We start from the raw sequence: 17642 nt of genomic DNA on the forward strand, positions 1-17642 counted from the left end.
AAAAGTGTGCGTTTGTTAATGCAAACCAGTTGCAGTTGAACAGGAAGACGATGAACTCGAAAAAAACCTGAATTTTATTTTGAAATTATTTCCTGGCTGCCATCGCCAAGGGTGCGCACGGCCACCGGCAGGATGTTCGGCAAGGCTTTGAGCAGCGCGTCGGTGTTGTCGGATTTGAACACGCTGGTCAGGCGCAGATCGCCCACCGCTGCACTGGCGACCTTGAGCGGCTTCTCGCGATAGCGCGAGACCTGCTCGGCGACATCGGCCAGGCTGGCGTTGTTGAACACCAGTTTGCCGCTGTGCCAGGCGGTCATTTCCGCCGGGTTGACGGCGTAGGCAGCAGCGACCTTGCCCAAGGCATCGACGTGGGTACCGAGGCCGGCAGTCAGGCTGACAAAATCATTGTCGGCGGCTTCGCGCCCCTGAACCTTGACTGTGCCCTGCTCCACCACCACCCGGGTTTCGCGGGTGCCATGGCGTACGTCGAATCGGGTGCCGGTGACCGTGACCTTGCCGCTGCCCGCCTTGACCACGAATGGCCGACTGGTGTCGTGCTCGACGCTGAACATCGCTTCGCCTTCGCTCAACTCAACGTTGCGTTGCCCCTTTTCAAAGCGCACCTGAATCCGGCTGCGGCTGTCCAGATCCACCACCGAGCCATCGGGCAACGCCACATGGCGTCGCTCATTCAGGGCTGTTGAAAACTCGGCGGTGTAAGGCGCCGGATGATTCAGGCCGCTGAACAAGCCCAGGCCGAGCGCCACGGCCAGCACGCTGGCGGCCACCGCGTAACGCAGTACGGGACGACGTTTTTTCAGGGCTGGCGGGGTTTCGCACAAGGCACGCAAGCGCGCCGCCGGCACCAGGTCGGCGGCGCTCCACAAGCCCTGGAGTACTTCGAATTCGTTTCGGTGTTGGGGGTGTTCGTCCAGCCAGGCCTGAAACTGGCGACGCACTTCGATATCGGCGACAGGCTCCTGCAAACGCACAAACCACTGCGCCGCGTCATCGCGAACCGCTGTTTGCCCGCACGCACAATCACGAGTATCCATCATGGAAGTTCCTGTTTGGCTGGGGAGGAGAAGGCGCTGTCGATCATGACTGCAACCCGTCCAGGCGATCGCGCAGGTGCCGAAGCGTGCGGATCATATACTTTTCCACCATGTTCCTGGACAGCCCCAGGCGCTCGGCGATTTCGGCCTGGGTCAGGCCTTCGATTTTCTGCCAGACAAACACCTTGCGGCAGTTGACCGGCAGCTCGGTAAGCGCCCGTTCGATGCAATCCGCCAGCTGGATCGCGTGCATGAAATGCTCCGGGTCGCCGGTCGGCGACTCACTGAGATCGATCGCCTCTGACTCCATGGCGCCCCGCCGGTCCTCACGCCGATACCCATCCACGGCGATGTTGCGCGCGGTCTGGTGCAAATACGCCCGAGGCTGTTGCACCACCGCCGAATCGGACTCAAGCACCCGCACGAAAGTATCGTGGGCCAGGTCCTCGGCCTGCTGACGGTTTCTCAGGCGACGGGTCCAGGTGCCAACCAACTCTTCGTAATGCTCGAAAAAGCCGTGTCTGCGGGGCAGCTTGAGGGTCATTGCGGTGTGCTGTGGAGACGGGGTGCGAATAGTAATGCTTCCTATTAACTTGAAGCAATGGTTTGCGGCCGCCTGGTCGATCTTGCAAGGCTCAATGCTTGCGCAACCACTCGATAAACAGCGCAAACAGTTCCGACTGCGACCCCACTTCCAGTTTCAGGTACAGGTTCTTGCGGTGCATGCGCACGGTTTCCGGCGAGATGCTCATCTGGCTGGCCGTGGACTTCACCGAATGCCCGCGCAGGACCATGTGCGCCACTTCCCGTTCGCGTTCGGTCAACAGTTCGCAACCGAAGTTCTCGAATGCCGCCTGTACGCGGTGCTTGAGATCATCGCCCTCCCCGACTGCCGGCTGGCCTTGCAAGGCCACGCTGCGTTGCAGGCCACGACGCCCGAATTCGCAAATGAACTCCCGCACCAGCGGCTCGACCGCTCGCAGCAGGTTCAATTGTTCGGCGCGCAGGATTTCCCCGCCAAAGCCCTGGAACAGGCTCACCGACACCTGTGTGTCATGGCCGGTATCGACCAGATAGAAGCTGTCTTCGGAACTGCCGGCCTTGAGGTAGTAAGTCTTGTAGTACTCACTGTCGAAGAAGTTGTCCGGAGCGATTTCCTCCAGGTGGTAGAAACCCTGCGCCAGACCCTGCTCGACCGCCAGACAGAACGGATCGAGCAAATAACCCCCGGAAAAATAGCGGTCGATGATCGAGTCGCGGTACTGCTCGGCAATCCCGCGCTGATACAGCAACTGCGGCGGGCGGTCCTTGTGTTCCAGGCTGATCATCACCGACTCGATTCCCACCAGGTGCCCGAAAGCCGACGCCAAATGGCGCAGGGCGTCGGGCTCATCGATGTGGGCGAAGGCTTCGCGCATGTCGCCATGCCAGCGGTGCAGGGCGCCAAAGGTCAGGGCAATTAACGTATCGTCTTGTGCTTTGCTCATGCCCCGCAGTCTAGCGGGTGAGCCGGCCCTTGGTAACCGTGCGCCGGGCAAACTCATTGGCCGCCATACTGGCCGCTGGCCTGAAGTTCGGCCGCCACTTCCAGAATGCACTCGCGCAAGGTCTCGACGATTTCATCGACCTGGGCAAACGTCAGGATCAGCGGTGGCGACATCACGTTGAGGTGCATGATCGGCCGCACCAGCAACCCCCGGGCCTGGGCCCGCACGTGGATTTTCTCGCCGATGTTGATCTCGTCGGGGAACAACGCCTTGGTGCGTTTATCGGCGACGAACTCCACGCAGGCCATGAGTTTCTGGCAGCGCACATCCCCCACCAGCGGCAACTCCCGCAGGGTCGCCAGGCGCTCTTCCAGATAAGCCCCCACCGTGTCGACATGGGCCAGCAGGTTTTCCCGCTCGATGATTTCGATGTTCTTCAGCGCCGCCGTGCAGCACACCGGATGGCCGCTGTAGGTGAAGCCGTGGGTGAAGCAGCGGCCCTTGCCCGGCTCGGCGATGACTTTCCAGATACGGTCGGAAAAGATGCACGCGCCCAGCGGCAGGTAAGCCGAGGTCAGGCCCTTGGCGGTGGTGATGATGTCGGGCTGCACGTCGAACACATCATAGGAGGCAAAGAACTTGCCCAGGCGACCGAACGAAGTCACCACTTCGTCGGCGACGAACAGGATGTCGTAGCGCTGGCAGACGTCCCACATGCGCTTGAGATAACCCCGGGGCGGAATGATCACCCCGCCCGAGCCCATGATCGGCTCGGCGAAAAAACCGGCGACCTTGTCCGCGCCAATCGAGAGGATCTTGTCTTCGAACTCCTTGACCAGGAACTCGAGGAACTGCGCCTCGCCCATGCCGTCCGGCGCACGGTACGGGTTGGGGTTGGAGACGTGGTGGATCAGCGGGTTGGCGTAATCGAACTCCGGCACCCGGTCGGCGGCCTTGTTGCCGATCGACATGGTCAGGGTGGTGGAGCCGTGATAGGCGTTGAACCGCGCAATGACGTGCTTCTTCTCGGGTTTGCCACGGCAGTTCTGGTAGTACTGGATCAGCCGGTACGCGGTGTCCACGGCGGTGGAGCCACCGGTAGTGAGGAACACATGGTCGAGGTCGCCGGGAGCGAGGCTGGCGAGTTTCTCGCACAGCTGAATCGCCACGTTGTTCGACATGTCGGAAAACGGATTCGAATAGGCCAACTGACGGACCTGGTCAGCGATGGCCTCGGCCATTTCTTCACGGCCCAAACCGATGTTGGTGCACCACATGCCGCCCACGGCATCGAGAAAGCGATTGCCCTGGGTGTCGTAGATATAGGCGCCATCGCCTGCGACGATGTTCAAAGAGCCCTGCTCGGCGTGTTCGTCGAACACGTGATAGCCGTGCATATGGTGAGCCTTGTCGGCCTTGACCAGCCGGGACTCGTCCGCTGGGGAAAAAACGCTGCGTGTTGGCGTCGCCATAAATAAACCTCTAACCGAAATGACTAACGATCGAACAAATCAGATGCCGCTTTTCACGGTGCTCCAAACCCGGGTAATCGCCCGCATGTCCTTGGCGTCCTGGGTCTTCTGCGGGAACAGCCGCTCGCGGGTTTGCGCGTCGGGGTAGATGGCCGGGTTGTCGCGCACAGCGGCGTTCAACAACGGCGTGGCCGCGGCGTTGCTGTTGGCGTAATTGATGAAGTCGCTCACGTCCGCCATCACCTGCGGTTGCATCAGGTACTCGAGAAACTTGTGAGCATTGGCGACGTGGGGCGCGTCGGCCGGGATGTACATGTTGTCGAACCAGATCAGCGAGCCTTCCTTGGGGATGAAGTAGGCCAGGTCGATCTTCTTCTTGGCTTCTGCGGCGCGGGCCATGGCGGTGGCGTAGTCGCCGGACCAGGTCATGGCCATGCACACGTCGCCGTTGGGCAGGCTGGTCAGGTAATTGACCGAGTCGAACTTGCGGATGTACGGCCGCACGGACAGCAGCAAGTCCTGGGCGGCTTTCAGATCCTCGGGTGCGGCGCTACGCGGATCACGCCCCAGGTACTTGAGGGCCATGGGAATGACTTCAGTCGGGGCATCGAGCAGGGTCACGCCGCAGTCGGCGAAGCGCGAGACGATCTTCGGATCGAAGATCATCGCCAGCGAGCCGATCGGCGCGTCCGGCATGCGTTCCTTGATCTTGTCGACGTTGTAGGTGACGCCGTTGCTGCCCCAGGTGTAGGGCGCAGAGTACTGGGTGCCGGGGTCATAGCCCTGCAGGTCTTCGAGGATCTGCGGATCCAGGTTGGTCCACCCCGGTAACTGCTTTTTATCCAGCGGCTGGAACACCTTGGCCTTGATCAGCGGTGGCGCGAGGGAGGCATTCAACACGATCAGGTCATAACCGGAATGACCGGTGAGCAGCTTGGCCTGCACCGTCTCATAAGAATCGAAGGTGTCGTAGACCACCTTGATACCGGTGGCCTTTTCGAAATCGGCGATGGTTTTCTCACCGATGTAGTCCGCCCAGTTGTACAGCCGCAGCGTATTGCTGTCGTCCACTTGAGCGGCGTAGGCATGAAAGGTCAGCGGTACAACAAACAGACTGGAAATCACCTTAAGCAGCGTCTTGCCCATAGCAAATGCACCTTATAGCGAGTTCGGCTCTGGATGAGCGGATGCCCCCACTATTGGTCGATTCGCCGGGCGCGGCCATACCCCGAAAGGGTGTGTGTCGCTTTTTGGCACACCGGCATGGCAAAAAGCGGCAGTGCAGTTGACCCGTTTTGCCATAGATCCGGAGTTTGTCCGGCGCTTAAAGTGGCAGCCCTGAACCGACCCTGCAGAGCCTGCGATGACCGACCTGATCAAACACGAGCAACGCGACGGCGTGTTGACGCTGACCATCGACCGCCCGGACAAGCTCAACGCACTGAATAACGCCATGTACACGCAGTTGGCCGACCTGCTGCAGGCCGCCGACGAAGACGAGCAAACCGGCGTGATCATCATCACTGGCGGCCCGACCTGCTTTACCAGCGGCAATGATCTGGTGGATTTCCTCCAGCACCCGCCCACTCATCTGGACGCCCCGGCATTCCACCTGATGAAGGTCGTCACGCGCCTGCAAAAACCGCTGGTCGCGGCAGTCTGCGGGGCGGCCATCGGCATCGGCACCACCTTGCTGCTGCATTGCGACCAGGTACTGGTGACCCGCAGCGCCAAGTTGCGCATGCCGTTCGTCAACATCGGCCTGTGCCCCGAATTCGGCGCCAGCCTGTTGCTGCCACGCCGCCTCGGCCATGCCCGCGCCGCGAGCCTGCTGCTGTTGGGCAACGGCCTGGACGGTAACGAAGCGGTGGCCTGGGGTCTGGCCAACGAAGCCTTCGATGACGGCGAACAATGCCTGGCGGCGGCGACAAAAATCGCCCAGCGCTTCCTGGCCATGCCCCAGCAAGCCTTGCGCCAGTCCCGGCAGCTGATGAAACAGGCTTCCCTGGCCGAACTGGAAGCCACCCTGCGCGAAGAAAACACGCTGTTCATTCAGCGCCTGAATACCGACGAGGCGAAAACCGCCTTGAACGCCCTGCTCAATCGCAGTACAGATAAGAATCCACCGAAAGGAAACCAGCCATGAACACTCCAGAAATCTACGTCGTCAGCGCCGCCCGTACCGCCATCGGTACATTCGGCGGTTCGCTCAAGGACGTGCCACTGGCCGACCTCGCGACCACGGCCGTGAAAGCCGCCCTGGAGCGAGCCGCCGTGGACCCGGCGCTCGTTGGCCATCTGGTGATGGGCAACGTGATCCCGACCGAAACCCGCGACGCCTACATCTCCCGCGTCGCAGCGATGAACGCCGGCATCCCGAAGGAAACCCCGGCCTACAACGTCAACCGCCTGTGCGGTTCGGGCCTGCAAGCCATCATCAACGCTGCCCAGACCCTGATGCTCGGCGATGCCGACATCGTCGTCGGTGCCGGTGCCGAATCCATGAGCCGTGGTCCGTACCTGATGCCGGCCGCCCGCTGGGGTTCGCGCATGGGCAACGCCCAGGTCATCGACTACATGCTCGGCATCCTGCATGACCCGTTCCATGGCATCCACATGGGCATCACCGCCGAGAACGTCGCTGCGCGCAACGGCATCACCCGCGAAATGCAGGACGCCCTGGCTTTCGAAGACCAGAAACGCGCGGCTCACGCGATTGCCAACGGCTACTTCAGCGAACAGATCGCGACCGTGGAAATCCAGGATCGCAAAGGCGTCAAACTGTTCAGCGTCGACGAACATCCGCGCGCCACGTCCCTGGAACAGCTGGCTGCGATGAAGCCTGCGTTCAAGAAGGACGGCTCGGTCACCGCCGGCAACGCCTCGGGCCTCAACGACGGCGCCGCCGCACTGCTCATGGCCAGCGGCAACGCGGTCCAGGCCAATAACCTGAAACCCCTCGCCCGCCTGGTCAGCTACGCCCACGCCGGCGTCGAACCTGAGTTCATGGGCCTGGGCCCGATCCCGGCCACACGCCTGGCGCTCAAGCGCGCCGGCCTGACCGTCGCCGACCTGGACGTGATCGAAGCCAACATCGCCTTCGCTGCCCAGGCCTGCGCCGTCAGCCAGGAACTGGACCTCGACCCGGCCAAGGTCAACCCGAACGGTTCGGGCATCGCCCTGGGCCACCCGGTGGGCGCGACCGGCGCGATCATCGCCACCAAGGCCATCCACGAACTGCACCGCACCGGCGGCCGTTACGCGCTGGTGACCATGTGCATCGGTGGTGGTCAGGGGATTGCGGCGATTTTCGAACGCGTCTAAGCAACAGCTATAAAAAAAGGCCGGTGATCGCGCAGATCATCGGCCTTTGTTTTTTTCAGATCTCGCTATAACCGTTTGATGGTTTCCCCCTGCAACTGGTCGCAATCGATCAATACCGCCCCCGCCCCGCACCCTAGATTACCCCTCAGAACACGAAGCCGTTGCGCACGGCCAGTCACTGAGGAGATCGCCCCATGCACAGTTTCCAGAACCGCAAACAGCAGAGCCCGATCGATGGCTGGGACCATCAGGACCCGGAAGAGGCCTTCACCCTGCCCTCGCGTTACTTCTACGACGACACCCTGTTCAAGGCCGAGCGCGACAACATTTTCATGCGCGCCTGGCACGTCGCCGGGCACGTCAGTGAGTTCGCCGAGCCGGGTCAGTACGTGGTGACGGATCTGTTCGACCAGAGCGTGGTGGTGGCGAAAAACCGAGAGGGCCGGATCCATGCTTTCCACAACGTTTGCCAGCATCGCGGCAATCGCCTGCTCGAAGAACGGCGCGGCACCACGGGCGGCGTGGTGCGTTGCGCCTATCACTCGTGGTGCTACGAAATGGACGGCAGCCTGCGCAGTGCACCCCGCTGCGAGAAGATGAAGAACTTCGAGTTGCAGCAGTTCAACATCCCGCAGGTGCGCGCTGAAGAAATGGGCGGTTTCATTTACTTCAACCTCGACCCGAACGCGCCGTCCCTGCGGGACTTATTCCCCGGTGCCGACGAGGAAATGCGCCGGGTGTTTCCGGACCTGGCCGACATGCGCCTGATCGAGGAACAGGACGTGATCGTGCCGGCCAACTGGAAGGTGATCATGGACAACTCCATCGAGGGTTATCACTTCAAGCTGTCGGGGCCGTGCCACATCGACCTGGCGAAGTTGATCGATTTCAAAGGCTATCAGTTGACCAAACGCGACAACTGGTGGACCTACATCGCCCCGGCCAACCTCTCGGTGACCGAAGCCTACGGCGTGCCCCTGCGCAAGGACCTCAACCCGGACGAGTGCTTCTTCAACATCGGCATGTGGCCGAACAACACCTTCTACACCTTCCCGTTCTCGGAGTTTTTGGGCTCGTTCATCATGATTCCGCTGGACGCCGAGCGCTCGCTGCTGCGCTTCGGCTACTACTCCAGCAATGCCGAGACGGCCGAGGTGAGCAAGTCCTGCATGAAGTGGATGAACGAGGATCTGGGGCCGGAAGACATCGCCCTGAACATCTCGGTGCAGAAAGGCCTGCGCTCGCTCGGTTACGACCAGGGGCGCTACATGATCGATGCCCAGCGCAGCAATGAAAGCGAGCATTTGGTGCACCACTTTCATCGGTTGGTGTTTAACGGGATTCATGGATCGACCGCGAGTTGATCGGACGAACGCAGTCCCTGTGGGAGCGAGCTTGCTCGCGATAGCGGTGTTCCAGTCGACAGAGATGCTGAATGTCAGTCCGCCATCGCGAGCAAGCTCGCTCCCACAGGGTTCGCGTCGCACCTGACAGATCTGTTTTTTCAAGGAGCCCCCAACCATGACCGAGCATGCATTTGATTACCTGATCGTGGGCGCCGGGTCCGCCGGCTGTGTGCTGGCCAACCGTTTGGGCGCAGACCCGGCGGTGCGGATCCTGCTGCTGGAGGCCGGGCCGGCGGACCGGAGCTGGACCATCGACATGCCCTCCGCCGTGGGCCTGGTGGTCGGCGGCACGCGCTACAACTGGAGCTACAGCTCCGAACCGGAACCCTTTCTGGACGGCCGCCGGATCGGCACGCCGCGCGGCCGTACGCTGGGCGGTTCGTCGTCGATCAATGGCATGGTCTATATCCGTGGCCATGCCCGGGACTACGACGGCTGGGCCGCACAGGGCTGCGACGGTTGGGGATATCAGGACGTGCTGCCATATTTCAAACGCGCCCAGACCCATGCCGATGGCGCGGACGATTACCGCGGGGCGACCGGGCATCTGCACGTCACCCCCGGCGATACGACGACGCCGTTGTGCGCCGCGTTTCTGGCGGCCGGCGCCCAGGCCGGGTATGGCCTGAGCGATGATTTGAACGGTTATCGCCAGGAAGCCTTCGGCCCGGTGGATCGCACCACCCGCGCCGGTCGACGCTGGAGCACCTCCCGCGGCTATCTGCGTGAAGCGCTGGCTCGCGGCAATGTGCAGGTGCGCACTGACGCGCTGGTGCTGCGCATTCTGTTCGACGGCAAACGCGCCGTCGGCATTGAGTACGAGCACAACGGCGAGGTCCACCAGGCCCGCGCCCGATGTGAAGTGCTGCTGACCGCCGGGGCGATCAACTCGCCACAATTACTGCTGCTGTCCGGCATTGGTCCGGCAGCGGAACTGCGGGACCTGGGGATCGAGGTCAGACACGACCTGCCCGGCGTCGGTCGCCGGCTCAATGATCACCCGGACACGGTGGTGCAATTCCTATGCAAGCAGCAGGTGTCGCTCTACCCCTGGACCACCGCGCCGGGCAAGTGGTGGATCGGCGCACGCTGGTTTGCCACCCACGACGGGCTGGCGGCGAGCAACCATTTCGAGGCCGGGGCGTTCATCCGCTCACGGGCCGGGGTCGAATTTCCCGACCTGCAACTGACCTTCATGCCCTTGGCAGTCAAACCAGGCAGCGTCGACCTGGTGCCGGGCCACGCGTTCCAGATCCACATCGACCTGATGCGCCCCACCAGCCTGGGCAGCGTCACGCTCAACAGCGCCGACCCCAGGCAGCCGCCGCGCATCCTGTTCAATTACCTGAAAACCGAGCAGGATCGAGCCGACATGCGCGCCGGTGCGCGGCTGGTGCGCGAGATCATTGCGCAACCGGCCATGGCCGCTTACCGGGGTGAAGAGCTGGTGCCCGGCCCGCAGGCGCAAAGTGATGAAGCGTTGGACGCCTGGGCCAGGCAGGTCACGGAAACCGGCTACCATGCCAGCGGCACCTGCAAGATGGGACTGGCGGACGACGCCGAGGCCGTGGTCGATCCGCATCTGCGGGTGCATGGCATCGACGGACTACGGGTAGTGGACGCCTCGATCATGCCCATAATCGTCAGCGGCAACACCAATGCGCCGACGGTGATGATCGCAGAAAAGGCCAGCGACCTGATTCGCGGCTTGCCGCCACTGCCGCCCGTCGATGCCCCGGTGTGGATTCACCCACAATGGCAAACGCAGCAACGCTAGAGATCACTCATGAGTAATCAGTCGTCCAGCAGCACCGATGCACGTTTCACCTGGCGGCGCGGCGAGGTCGCGCCACTGCGGGTCGCGGTGCTGATGCTGCCGTCGTTTTCCAACTTCGGTCTGGCGGCCGTGCTGGAACCGCTGGCCATCGCCAACTGGCTGACTCAGCGACCCTTGTTCGAGTGGTCGCTGCTATCCCTCGATGGTCAGCCGGTGCAGGCCAGCAATGGCCTGACCACGGTCGCCAATGACGGTTTGAAGGCCGATCAGGGTTTCGATGTGTGCGTGGTGCTCGCCAGTTTCGATGTGCACAAACACAGCCGCAACCTCGCGCTCAAAAGCTGGTTGCGCAAGCAGGCGTTGTTCGGCGCGGTGTTGATGGGCGTGGAAACCGGCACCGAACTGCTCGCCGCCGCCGGCGTGCTCGACGGCTACGAAGCCGCCGTGCATTGGGACAATCTGCAAGGGTTTCAGGAAAGCTATCCACGGGTCCACGCCAAGCCGCAGCTCTACACCCTGGAGCGCCAGCGCATGACCTGCGCCGGCGCCACCACGACCCTGGACATGCTGCTGGGCTGGATCGGCCAAAGCCTCGACAGCGAACTGGCCCGGGAAATCGGCATGCACCTGTTGATGGGCCAGGTACGCGCACCGGCCGACAACCAACTGGACGGCGGCCTGACCAACACCGGGCTGTACGGCAGCAAGATCCGCCGCGCCATCGGCTTGATGGAGCAGGCGCTGGAAGAACCGCTGGATTGCGAAGCGATAGCCGCTCAAGTCGGCCTGTCACGGCGGCAACTGGAGCGGCAATTCAAGCATCAGACCGGCCTGTCGCCGCTCAAGTACTACATCACCCTGCGCCTGGCCAAGGCCCACAGTTTGCTGCAACAGACACGCCTGAGCGTCGCCCAGGTGGCGGCCTGCTCGGGCTTCGGCTCGCTGGAGCACTTTTCCCGCACCTATCGCGCCCGCTTCGGCTGCCCGCCCAGCGAAGACCGCAGCCAGGTCTGGACTGCCCCGGTGATGCGCCAGCCGCTGCGCAAGGAGCATCGGCCGGTCGAGGCGGACTGACTCACAGGCGATAACCCGGTTCTTCTTCGTCGAGAATCCCCATCAGCGCATTGAAATGCTTGTCGGCAAAGCCCGGATAGTCGAGCCATTGCCGACAGGTCTTGCGCGCTATTTCATCGCTGGCGACGCGCAGCTCACGGCCGGTGGCAAGCGCGGTGATGTAGGTCTCGCAGGCACGCTCGAAGTAGTACAGGTCATCGAATGCCTGGGCGATGCTCGGCGCCGCCACCAGCACGCCATGGTTGCCCATCAACAGAATCGGCTTGTCCCCCAACAAGTGGCTGACCCGCTCCGCCTCGGCGCCCAGGCCCATGCCGTCGAAACCGTCGTCGATCACCACCCGCTCGAAAAAACGCATGCCATTCTGCTCGATCGGCGGCAGGCGCGAATCCGCCAGGCAGGCCAGGGCCGTCGCGTATTTCGAGTGGGTATGCAGGATGCAGCGGGCATGGTGGTGGTTACGGTGCAAGGCACGGTGCAAGGCCCATGCGGTGATGTCCGGCGCGTCCGGGCGGTCGAGGCTGGCGGGGTCATCGGCGTTGACCAGCAGCAAGTCGCTGGCCTTGATCCGCGAGAAGTGCCTGCCGTAAGGGTTGATCAGGAACTCCCGGCCGTCCCCCGACACGGCGACGCTGAAGTGATTGGCGATGGACTCGTGCAGGTTCAGCCGCGCCGCCCAGCGGAACGCACAGGCCAGGCGGATTCGCAGTTGCTCGACAGGTTGATTCATCCCGTGCTCCCCGGATGTTGATCGGTTGCCTGGCAGTGTAGAGCGACGCCTTGCGCGGACTTGACGGGAAACGACACGGATTGCCGTTATCCGCACCTGGAAGGCAAGGACGGGTTGGCGGTGGCGCCGAGATCCCCTGTGGGAGCGAGCTTGCTCCGGGCGGCGATCCGACGATGACGGCCATTCAGTCGACGATAATGTCGCCTGATGCACCGCTATCGCGAGCAAGCTCGCTCCCACAGTGGTTCTCCAGCGCACACAGAATCTCATCTTCCCGGAAAAACCACCTGACGATCGGCAGCAAAAACCATTTGCCACAAAATATTACATACGTCATATTACATCCATCATAATTAAACGCCGCCCCGACAGGTACCCCTCCATGACCAGCATGTCCACCGTAGAACCCGACCTGGACGCCCCGGTGCAACCAGCAAAACGTCCCCTGCTCAAACGCCTGCTTTTGCCCACCGTGGGGATCGCAGCGTTGGTATTGGCCGGTGTGTACGGCGCACATTGGTGGAGCGCCGGGCGTTTCATCGAAGAAACCGACGATGCCTACATCGGCGGCGACGTTACGGTGATCGGGCCGAAAGTGGCGGGCTACATCGACGAAGTGCTGGTGACCGATAACCAGAAGGTCAAGGCCGGCGACGTGCTGATCCGTCTCGATTCGCGCGACTACCGCGCCAACCTGGCCAAGGCCGAAGGCGCAGTGGCCGCCCAGGAGGCCTTGCTGGCCAACCTCGACGCCACCGAACAACTGCAACAGGCCGTCATCGGCCAGGCCCGTGCCGGCATCGACGCCGCTGGTGCCGAAACCGCCCGTTCGCGGGATGACGATGCCCGCTACAAGAAACTGGTGATCACCAACGCCGTCTCGGTGGAAAGCGCCCAGCGGGCCAACACCACGTTCAAGACGGCCCAGGCCCAAAGCAACCGCGCCCAGGCCGAACTGCTGGCCGCGCAACGCCAGTTGAATGTGATCGACACCCAGAAACAACAAGCCCGCGCCGCCTTGATCCAGGCCAAGGCCGAGCGCGATCTGGCGCAATTGAATGTCGGCTACACCGAACTGAAGGCACCGGTTGACGGTGTGATCGGCAATCGCCGGGCACGGGTCGGCGCTTATGCCCAGGCTGGCTCGCAATTGCTCTCGGTGGTGCCGACCAGCGGTCTGTGGGTCGATGCCAACTTCAAGGAAGACCAACTGGCACACATGCTGCCGGGGCAACGGGTGGTGATTCATGCCGACGTGCTGTCGGGGCAGGAATTCCACGGTTACCTGGACAGCCTCGCTCCCGCCAGCGGTTCGCAATTCAGTGTGTTGCCGCCGGAAAACGCCACCGGCAACTTCACCAAGATCGTGCAGCGGGTGCCGGTGCGGATTCACCTCGATCCGGCCGACAGTGTGCTCGGCCACCTGCGTCCGGGGTTGTCGGTGACCGCTGAAGTGGACACGCGCAAGGCGCCTGAAGCGCCAGCCGTGGCCAGAGCGCCATGAGCCGCGCCCTCGCCGCCCCGGCGCAACCGTTCAATGCCGCGAGCATGGCGACGGCGACCAAGGTTTTCGCCTTCGCCAGCATGTGCATCGGCATGTTCATTGCGCTGCTGGATATCCAGATTGTCTCGGCGTCGTTGCGTGACATCGGCGGCGGCCTCTCCGCTGGCACCGACGAAACCGCGTGGGTGCAAACCAGTTACCTGATCGCCGAAATCATCGTGATCCCGCTGTCGGGTTGGCTGTCGCGGGTGTTTTCCACACGCTGGCTGTTTTGCGCATCGGCGGTGGGCTTCACCCTGACCAGCCTGCTGTGCGGTGTGGCCTGGAACATCCAGAGCATGATCGCCTTCCGCGCCCTGCAAGGGTTTCTGGGCGGCTCGATGATCCCGATGGTGTTCACCACGGCCTTCGTGTTCTTCACCGGCAAGCAACGGGTGATCGCTGCGGCGACCATCGGCGCGGTAGCCTCATTGGCACCGACCCTGGGGCCGGTGATCGGTGGCTGGATCACCGACATATCGTCCTGGCACTGGCTGTTCTACATCAACCTGGTCCCCGGCATCTTTGTCGCCGTGGCCGTGCCGATGCTGGTGAAAATCGACCAGCCGGAACTGTCGCTGCTCAAAGGCGCGGACTACTTGAGCATGGTGTTTCTGGCGCTGTTCCTCGGCTGCCTGGAATACACCCTCGAAGAAGGCCCGCGCTGGAACTGGTTCAGCGACCGCACGATCCTGACCACCGCGTGGATCAGCGGCCTGGCCGGGCTGGCATTCATCGGCCGGACCTTGCACGCGGCCAATCCGATTGTCGATCTGCGCGCCTTGAAGGATCGCAACTTTGCCCTCGGCTGTTTCTTCTCGTTCGTCACCGGCATCGGCCTGTTCGCCACCATTTACCTGACGCCGCTGTTCCTCGGCCGGGTGCGCGGCTACGGTGCGCTGGACATTGGTCTGGCGGTTTTCTCCACTGGGGTGTTCCAGATCATGGCGATTCCGCTGTACGCCTTTCTGGCCAACCGCATCGATCTGCGCTGGATCATGATGACCGGCCTCGGGCTGTTCGCATTATCGATGTGGGATTTCAGCCCGATCACCCATGACTGGGGGGCCAAGGAATTGATGCTGCCGCAAGCCTTGCGCGGGATTGCCCAGCAATTGGCGGTGCCGCCGACCGTGACTTTGACACTTGGCGGCCTGGCGCCGGCAAGGCTCAAACATGCGTCAGGCTTGTTCAACCTGATGCGCAACCTGGGCGGGGCTATCGGCATCGCCGCGTGCGCGACCATCCTCAACGACCGCACCAACCTGCACTTCACCCGGCTGGCGGAGAACCTCAACAGCACCAACGAGGCCCTCAACCAATGGCTGTCCCAGGTCGGCAACAACTTCGCCGCCCTCGGCCAGAGCGGTGACGCCGGGGTCACCGCCAGTCTGCATCAACTATGGTTGCTGACCTACCGCGAAGCCCAGACGCAAACCTATGGCGACGCGTTCTTGATGATTGGGGTGTGCTTCGTCATCGCCACGGCGATGGTGCCCTTGATGCGCAAGGTGCAACCACCGGCCGCGCCGAGTGCCGATGCGCATTGATGCTTGTGCAGGTCAGGCCTGAGGCATTTTGCGGAAGCCGATGGCCAGGCGATTCCAGGCGTTGATGGTGGTGATGGCGACAGTCAGGTCGACCATTTCCTTGGCATCGAACTGCGCGGTAGCCAGTTCATAGTCTTCGTCCGGGGCATGGGTCTGGCTGATCAGGGTCAGGGATTCGGTCCAGGCCAGTGCGGCGCGTTCACGCTCGGTGAAGAATGGCGTTTCCCGCCAGGCCGACAGTGTCGCCAGGCGACGTTCGGACTCACCACCCTTGCGTGCATCGGCGCTGTGCATGTCCAGGCAGAAGGCGCAGCCGTTGATTTGCGAGGTGCGCAGCTTGACCAGTTCGATCAGGTTTTTTTCCAGCGGCAGCTTCGATACCGCTGTTTCCAGGGCGATCATCGCTTTGAGGGCATCAGGGGAGGCAGTGTAGAAATCGATACGGGATTGCATGGCGTGCTCCAGGGCAAGTGGGTGTGTCACTACGTTAGTCCCACGACCGGTCTACACAAATAGCCAATTTTTCAGAAGTCGAGGAGGCCATTGGCGTGGGTGTGATGGGTTTCGCTCTTCACTTTTGGTGAGTTCACTGCCGTCATCGCGAGCAAGCTCGCTCCCACATTTGACCGCATTTCCCTGTGGGAACGAGCTTGCTCCGGGCGGCGATCCGACGATCCGCGCAGCGGCCATTCAAACCCGATTGCGCAACCACCGCAAAAAGCCCTTTTTCTCCACCGCCACCGGCAGCTCCTGGGTCAGGGTTTTCGCCTTGTGCAGCCGGTAATCGAGCAAGGCTTTCATCGCATCGTTGATGTCGTGACGGGCATCCAGGCACGGCTTGAGGTATGACTTTTCGATGCGGTACAGGCCACAGAATGTCTTGGCGATAAACCGCGCAGGCAGCGCGCTGTCAGTCAGAACACCCGCTTCGCCGATCACCTCCCCTGGCCCCATGCGGCCGGATTCGAATGGCGCTCCGTGGCGCAACAACGTCACCGAGACCACGCCGGACTCAATGATGAACAAGTGATCGCTGACCTCCCCCGCTTCCAGGATCGACTCCCCGGCGCGGAAGGTTTGCAGGGTCATGTTATGGCTGAACGTGTCTTTCTCTTCCTGACGCAAGGTGGAGAAAATCGGCGAGCTATCCAGTAATGCCCGTTGCCGTGTCAAGTTGATCGGCGGGTTGGGTTCCACGCTCGACAACAAATTGACCCCGGATGCCTGCAAGTGCCGATAGGCCAGGTCGTACAGCTGATTGCGCACTGAGCGTTTCTCATCCATCGACGCAACAAAGCCGCTGATTTCGTAGACCGCTCCGGTGTTGCTGGCATTTTTCAGGCCAACGCTTGGCGACGGTGTATCCAGCAGCGCACGGCAACCTTGCATGGCCCGCTCCAACGCGTCGATTACCGTGTTCGGCCTCGCGTGGGGGCTCACTTCCAGGGATACCGAAATACCGAACATGTCGTTCGGCCGACTGAAGTTGATGATCTTGGCCTTGGCTGCCAGGGAGTTGGGAATCACCGCCATGCAACCCTGGGAGGTCTGCAGGCGTGTGGCACGCCAGTCGATGTCGGTGACCCGGCCTTCCATGCCATCGATGGAGATGTAGTCATCCAGTTGATAGGGCTTGGTGGTGTTCAGGACGATCCCGGAAAACACGTCACTGAGAGTACTTTGCAAGGCCAGACCGACAATGATCGCCAACGCACCGGACGTCGCCAGCACGCCCTTGACCGGCAGATCGAGTACATAGGCCAGGGCGGCAATGATCGCGATCAGGAAAATCACCGCACCGAGCAAATCCTGGAGCAACCGCCCGGTATGCCCGACTCGTTGCATCATCGCTGCGCCGATCAGCACCGTCAGCATCCGCGCACCAAACAGCCACCAGCCGATCTGCAACCCGGTGGCCGCCAGATGCAACGGTACGTTGTCGGCCCAGGGCGGCGGCTCCATCGGGTTCAGGCCTTCGTTGAACAGCAGGAGGCTGTATAGCGCGAAAATCGTGACCCGCAACAGCAGCTTCCAAGGGTTGCGGTTGTCACCGATCAAACGCCACAACCCGAGGTCGATCAGGATCAGCACCATGGCGCAGATCAATGGGTGTTCGGTGAGGAAAGACAGCATCAAGCAACTCCAGCCAGGGCCAATAACGCGAAGATCGCATGGATTGGCCATAGTGTAGGAGCAATTGATTTGGCTGGATTCTGCAATCGCC

The 17642-nt window shown here is 62.1% G+C and carries 15 protein-coding genes; 7 read left to right on the forward strand and 8 right to left on the reverse strand.

Going from position 1 to position 17642, the window contains the following annotated elements; all coding sequences use genetic code 11:
* Positions 1 to 74: 74 nt before the first annotated feature.
* The 5 genes from AC1D1M_RS25210 to AC1D1M_RS25230 form a co-directional block, all read right to left on the reverse strand.
* Positions 75 to 1058 carry a FecR family protein gene (locus AC1D1M_RS25210; RefSeq protein WP_477777707.1) on the reverse strand — a complete coding sequence of 328 codons (984 nt, stop codon included), beginning with the start codon at positions 1056 to 1058 and terminating at the stop codon, positions 75 to 77.
* A gap of 40 nt (positions 1059 to 1098) precedes the next feature.
* Positions 1099 to 1599 (reverse strand): sigma-70 family RNA polymerase sigma factor, encoded by a 501-nt coding sequence (locus AC1D1M_RS25215; protein ID WP_477777708.1) that lies wholly within the window; start codon positions 1597 to 1599, stop codon positions 1099 to 1101.
* Positions 1600 to 1690: 91 nt separating this feature from the next.
* On the reverse strand, positions 1691 to 2542 hold the full coding sequence (locus tag AC1D1M_RS25220) for a helix-turn-helix domain-containing protein (RefSeq protein WP_477777709.1): 852 nt from the start codon (positions 2540 to 2542) through the stop codon (positions 1691 to 1693).
* Between the two features lie 53 nt (positions 2543 to 2595).
* A complete protein-coding gene (locus AC1D1M_RS25225; protein WP_477777710.1) occupies positions 2596 to 4014 on the reverse strand; it encodes an aminotransferase in 1419 nt (472 codons plus the stop codon).
* Positions 4015 to 4053: 39 nt separating this feature from the next.
* A complete protein-coding gene (locus AC1D1M_RS25230; RefSeq protein ID WP_477777711.1) occupies positions 4054 to 5160 on the reverse strand; it encodes a polyamine ABC transporter substrate-binding protein in 1107 nt (368 codons plus the stop codon).
* Positions 5161 to 5377: 217 nt separating this feature from the next.
* Between AC1D1M_RS25230 and AC1D1M_RS25235 the strand changes: the two genes are divergently transcribed.
* The 5 genes from AC1D1M_RS25235 (at position 5378) to AC1D1M_RS25255 (ending at position 11595) form a co-directional block, all read left to right on the forward strand.
* Positions 5378 to 6160, forward strand: a complete 783-nt coding sequence (locus AC1D1M_RS25235; protein WP_477777712.1) for an enoyl-CoA hydratase-related protein — start codon at positions 5378 to 5380, stop codon at positions 6158 to 6160.
* Positions 6157 to 7338: an acetyl-CoA C-acyltransferase family protein gene (locus AC1D1M_RS25240; protein ID WP_477777713.1), complete on the forward strand. Its 1182-nt coding sequence runs from the start codon at positions 6157 to 6159 to the stop codon at positions 7336 to 7338. The genes AC1D1M_RS25235 and AC1D1M_RS25240 overlap by 4 nt, the downstream gene beginning before the upstream one ends.
* Positions 7339 to 7532: 194 nt before the next feature.
* The gene (locus tag AC1D1M_RS25245; RefSeq protein ID WP_477777714.1) at positions 7533 to 8702 is read left to right on the forward strand and encodes an aromatic ring-hydroxylating oxygenase subunit alpha; all 1170 of its coding nucleotides are present in this window, start codon (positions 7533 to 7535) and stop codon (positions 8700 to 8702) included.
* A 157-nt stretch (positions 8703 to 8859) separates the two neighbouring features.
* The gene (locus AC1D1M_RS25250) at positions 8860 to 10521 is read left to right on the forward strand and encodes a choline dehydrogenase (RefSeq protein ID WP_477777715.1); all 1662 of its coding nucleotides are present in this window, start codon (positions 8860 to 8862) and stop codon (positions 10519 to 10521) included.
* A gap of 9 nt (positions 10522 to 10530) precedes the next feature.
* Positions 10531 to 11595: a GlxA family transcriptional regulator gene (locus AC1D1M_RS25255; protein WP_477777716.1), complete on the forward strand. Its 1065-nt coding sequence runs from the start codon at positions 10531 to 10533 to the stop codon at positions 11593 to 11595.
* A 1-nt stretch (position 11596) separates the two neighbouring features.
* Here the strand turns inward: AC1D1M_RS25255 and AC1D1M_RS25260 are convergent, their stop codons facing one another.
* On the reverse strand, positions 11597 to 12325 hold the full coding sequence (locus AC1D1M_RS25260) for a class II aldolase and adducin N-terminal domain-containing protein (protein ID WP_477777717.1): 729 nt from the start codon (positions 12323 to 12325) through the stop codon (positions 11597 to 11599).
* Between the two features lie 382 nt (positions 12326 to 12707).
* On the opposite strand from AC1D1M_RS25260, the gene AC1D1M_RS25265 reads away from it, so the two are divergent.
* The gene (locus tag AC1D1M_RS25265) at positions 12708 to 13829 is read left to right on the forward strand and encodes an HlyD family secretion protein (RefSeq protein ID WP_477777718.1); all 1122 of its coding nucleotides are present in this window, start codon (positions 12708 to 12710) and stop codon (positions 13827 to 13829) included.
* Positions 13826 to 15418, forward strand: a complete 1593-nt coding sequence (locus AC1D1M_RS25270; RefSeq protein WP_477777719.1) for a DHA2 family efflux MFS transporter permease subunit — start codon at positions 13826 to 13828, stop codon at positions 15416 to 15418. Before AC1D1M_RS25265 ends, AC1D1M_RS25270 begins: the two co-directional genes overlap by 4 nt.
* A 12-nt stretch (positions 15419 to 15430) precedes the next feature.
* Here AC1D1M_RS25270 and AC1D1M_RS25275 read toward each other — a convergent pair whose 3' ends face one another.
* Positions 15431 to 15871 (reverse strand): carboxymuconolactone decarboxylase family protein, encoded by a 441-nt coding sequence (locus AC1D1M_RS25275; protein ID WP_477777720.1) that lies wholly within the window; start codon positions 15869 to 15871, stop codon positions 15431 to 15433.
* Positions 15872 to 16108: 237 nt separating this feature from the next.
* Complete coding sequence (locus tag AC1D1M_RS25280) at positions 16109 to 17551, reverse strand: mechanosensitive ion channel domain-containing protein (protein WP_477777721.1); 1443 nt, start codon at positions 17549 to 17551, stop codon at positions 16109 to 16111.
* Positions 17552 to 17642 lie beyond the last annotated feature (91 nt).

Source organism: Pseudomonas sp. P1_F7 (genome assembly GCF_056405655.1).

Excerpts from the sequence above, each read along its gene's own strand:
- AC1D1M_RS25210 (WP_477777707.1), bottom strand. The coding sequence starts at position 1,058 with ATGATGGATACTCGTGATTGTGCGTGCGGGCAAACAGCGGTTCGCGAT.
- AC1D1M_RS25215 (WP_477777708.1), bottom strand. The coding sequence starts at position 1,599 with ATGACCCTCAAGCTGCCCCGCAGACACGGCTTTTTCGAGCATTACGAA.
- AC1D1M_RS25220 (WP_477777709.1), bottom strand. The coding sequence starts at position 2,542 with ATGAGCAAAGCACAAGACGATACGTTAATTGCCCTGACCTTTGGCGCC.
- AC1D1M_RS25225 (WP_477777710.1), bottom strand. The coding sequence starts at position 4,014 with ATGGCGACGCCAACACGCAGCGTTTTTTCCCCAGCGGACGAGTCCCGG.
- AC1D1M_RS25230 (WP_477777711.1), bottom strand. The coding sequence starts at position 5,160 with ATGGGCAAGACGCTGCTTAAGGTGATTTCCAGTCTGTTTGTTGTACCG.
- AC1D1M_RS25235 (WP_477777712.1), top strand. The coding sequence starts at position 5,378 with ATGACCGACCTGATCAAACACGAGCAACGCGACGGCGTGTTGACGCTG.
- AC1D1M_RS25240 (WP_477777713.1), top strand. The coding sequence starts at position 6,157 with ATGAACACTCCAGAAATCTACGTCGTCAGCGCCGCCCGTACCGCCATC.
- AC1D1M_RS25245 (WP_477777714.1), top strand. The coding sequence starts at position 7,533 with ATGCACAGTTTCCAGAACCGCAAACAGCAGAGCCCGATCGATGGCTGG.
- AC1D1M_RS25250 (WP_477777715.1), top strand. The coding sequence starts at position 8,860 with ATGACCGAGCATGCATTTGATTACCTGATCGTGGGCGCCGGGTCCGCC.
- AC1D1M_RS25255 (WP_477777716.1), top strand. The coding sequence starts at position 10,531 with ATGAGTAATCAGTCGTCCAGCAGCACCGATGCACGTTTCACCTGGCGG.
- AC1D1M_RS25260 (WP_477777717.1), bottom strand. The coding sequence starts at position 12,325 with ATGAATCAACCTGTCGAGCAACTGCGAATCCGCCTGGCCTGTGCGTTC.
- AC1D1M_RS25265 (WP_477777718.1), top strand. The coding sequence starts at position 12,708 with ATGACCAGCATGTCCACCGTAGAACCCGACCTGGACGCCCCGGTGCAA.
- AC1D1M_RS25270 (WP_477777719.1), top strand. The coding sequence starts at position 13,826 with ATGAGCCGCGCCCTCGCCGCCCCGGCGCAACCGTTCAATGCCGCGAGC.
- AC1D1M_RS25275 (WP_477777720.1), bottom strand. The coding sequence starts at position 15,871 with ATGCAATCCCGTATCGATTTCTACACTGCCTCCCCTGATGCCCTCAAA.
- AC1D1M_RS25280 (WP_477777721.1), bottom strand. The coding sequence starts at position 17,551 with ATGCTGTCTTTCCTCACCGAACACCCATTGATCTGCGCCATGGTGCTG.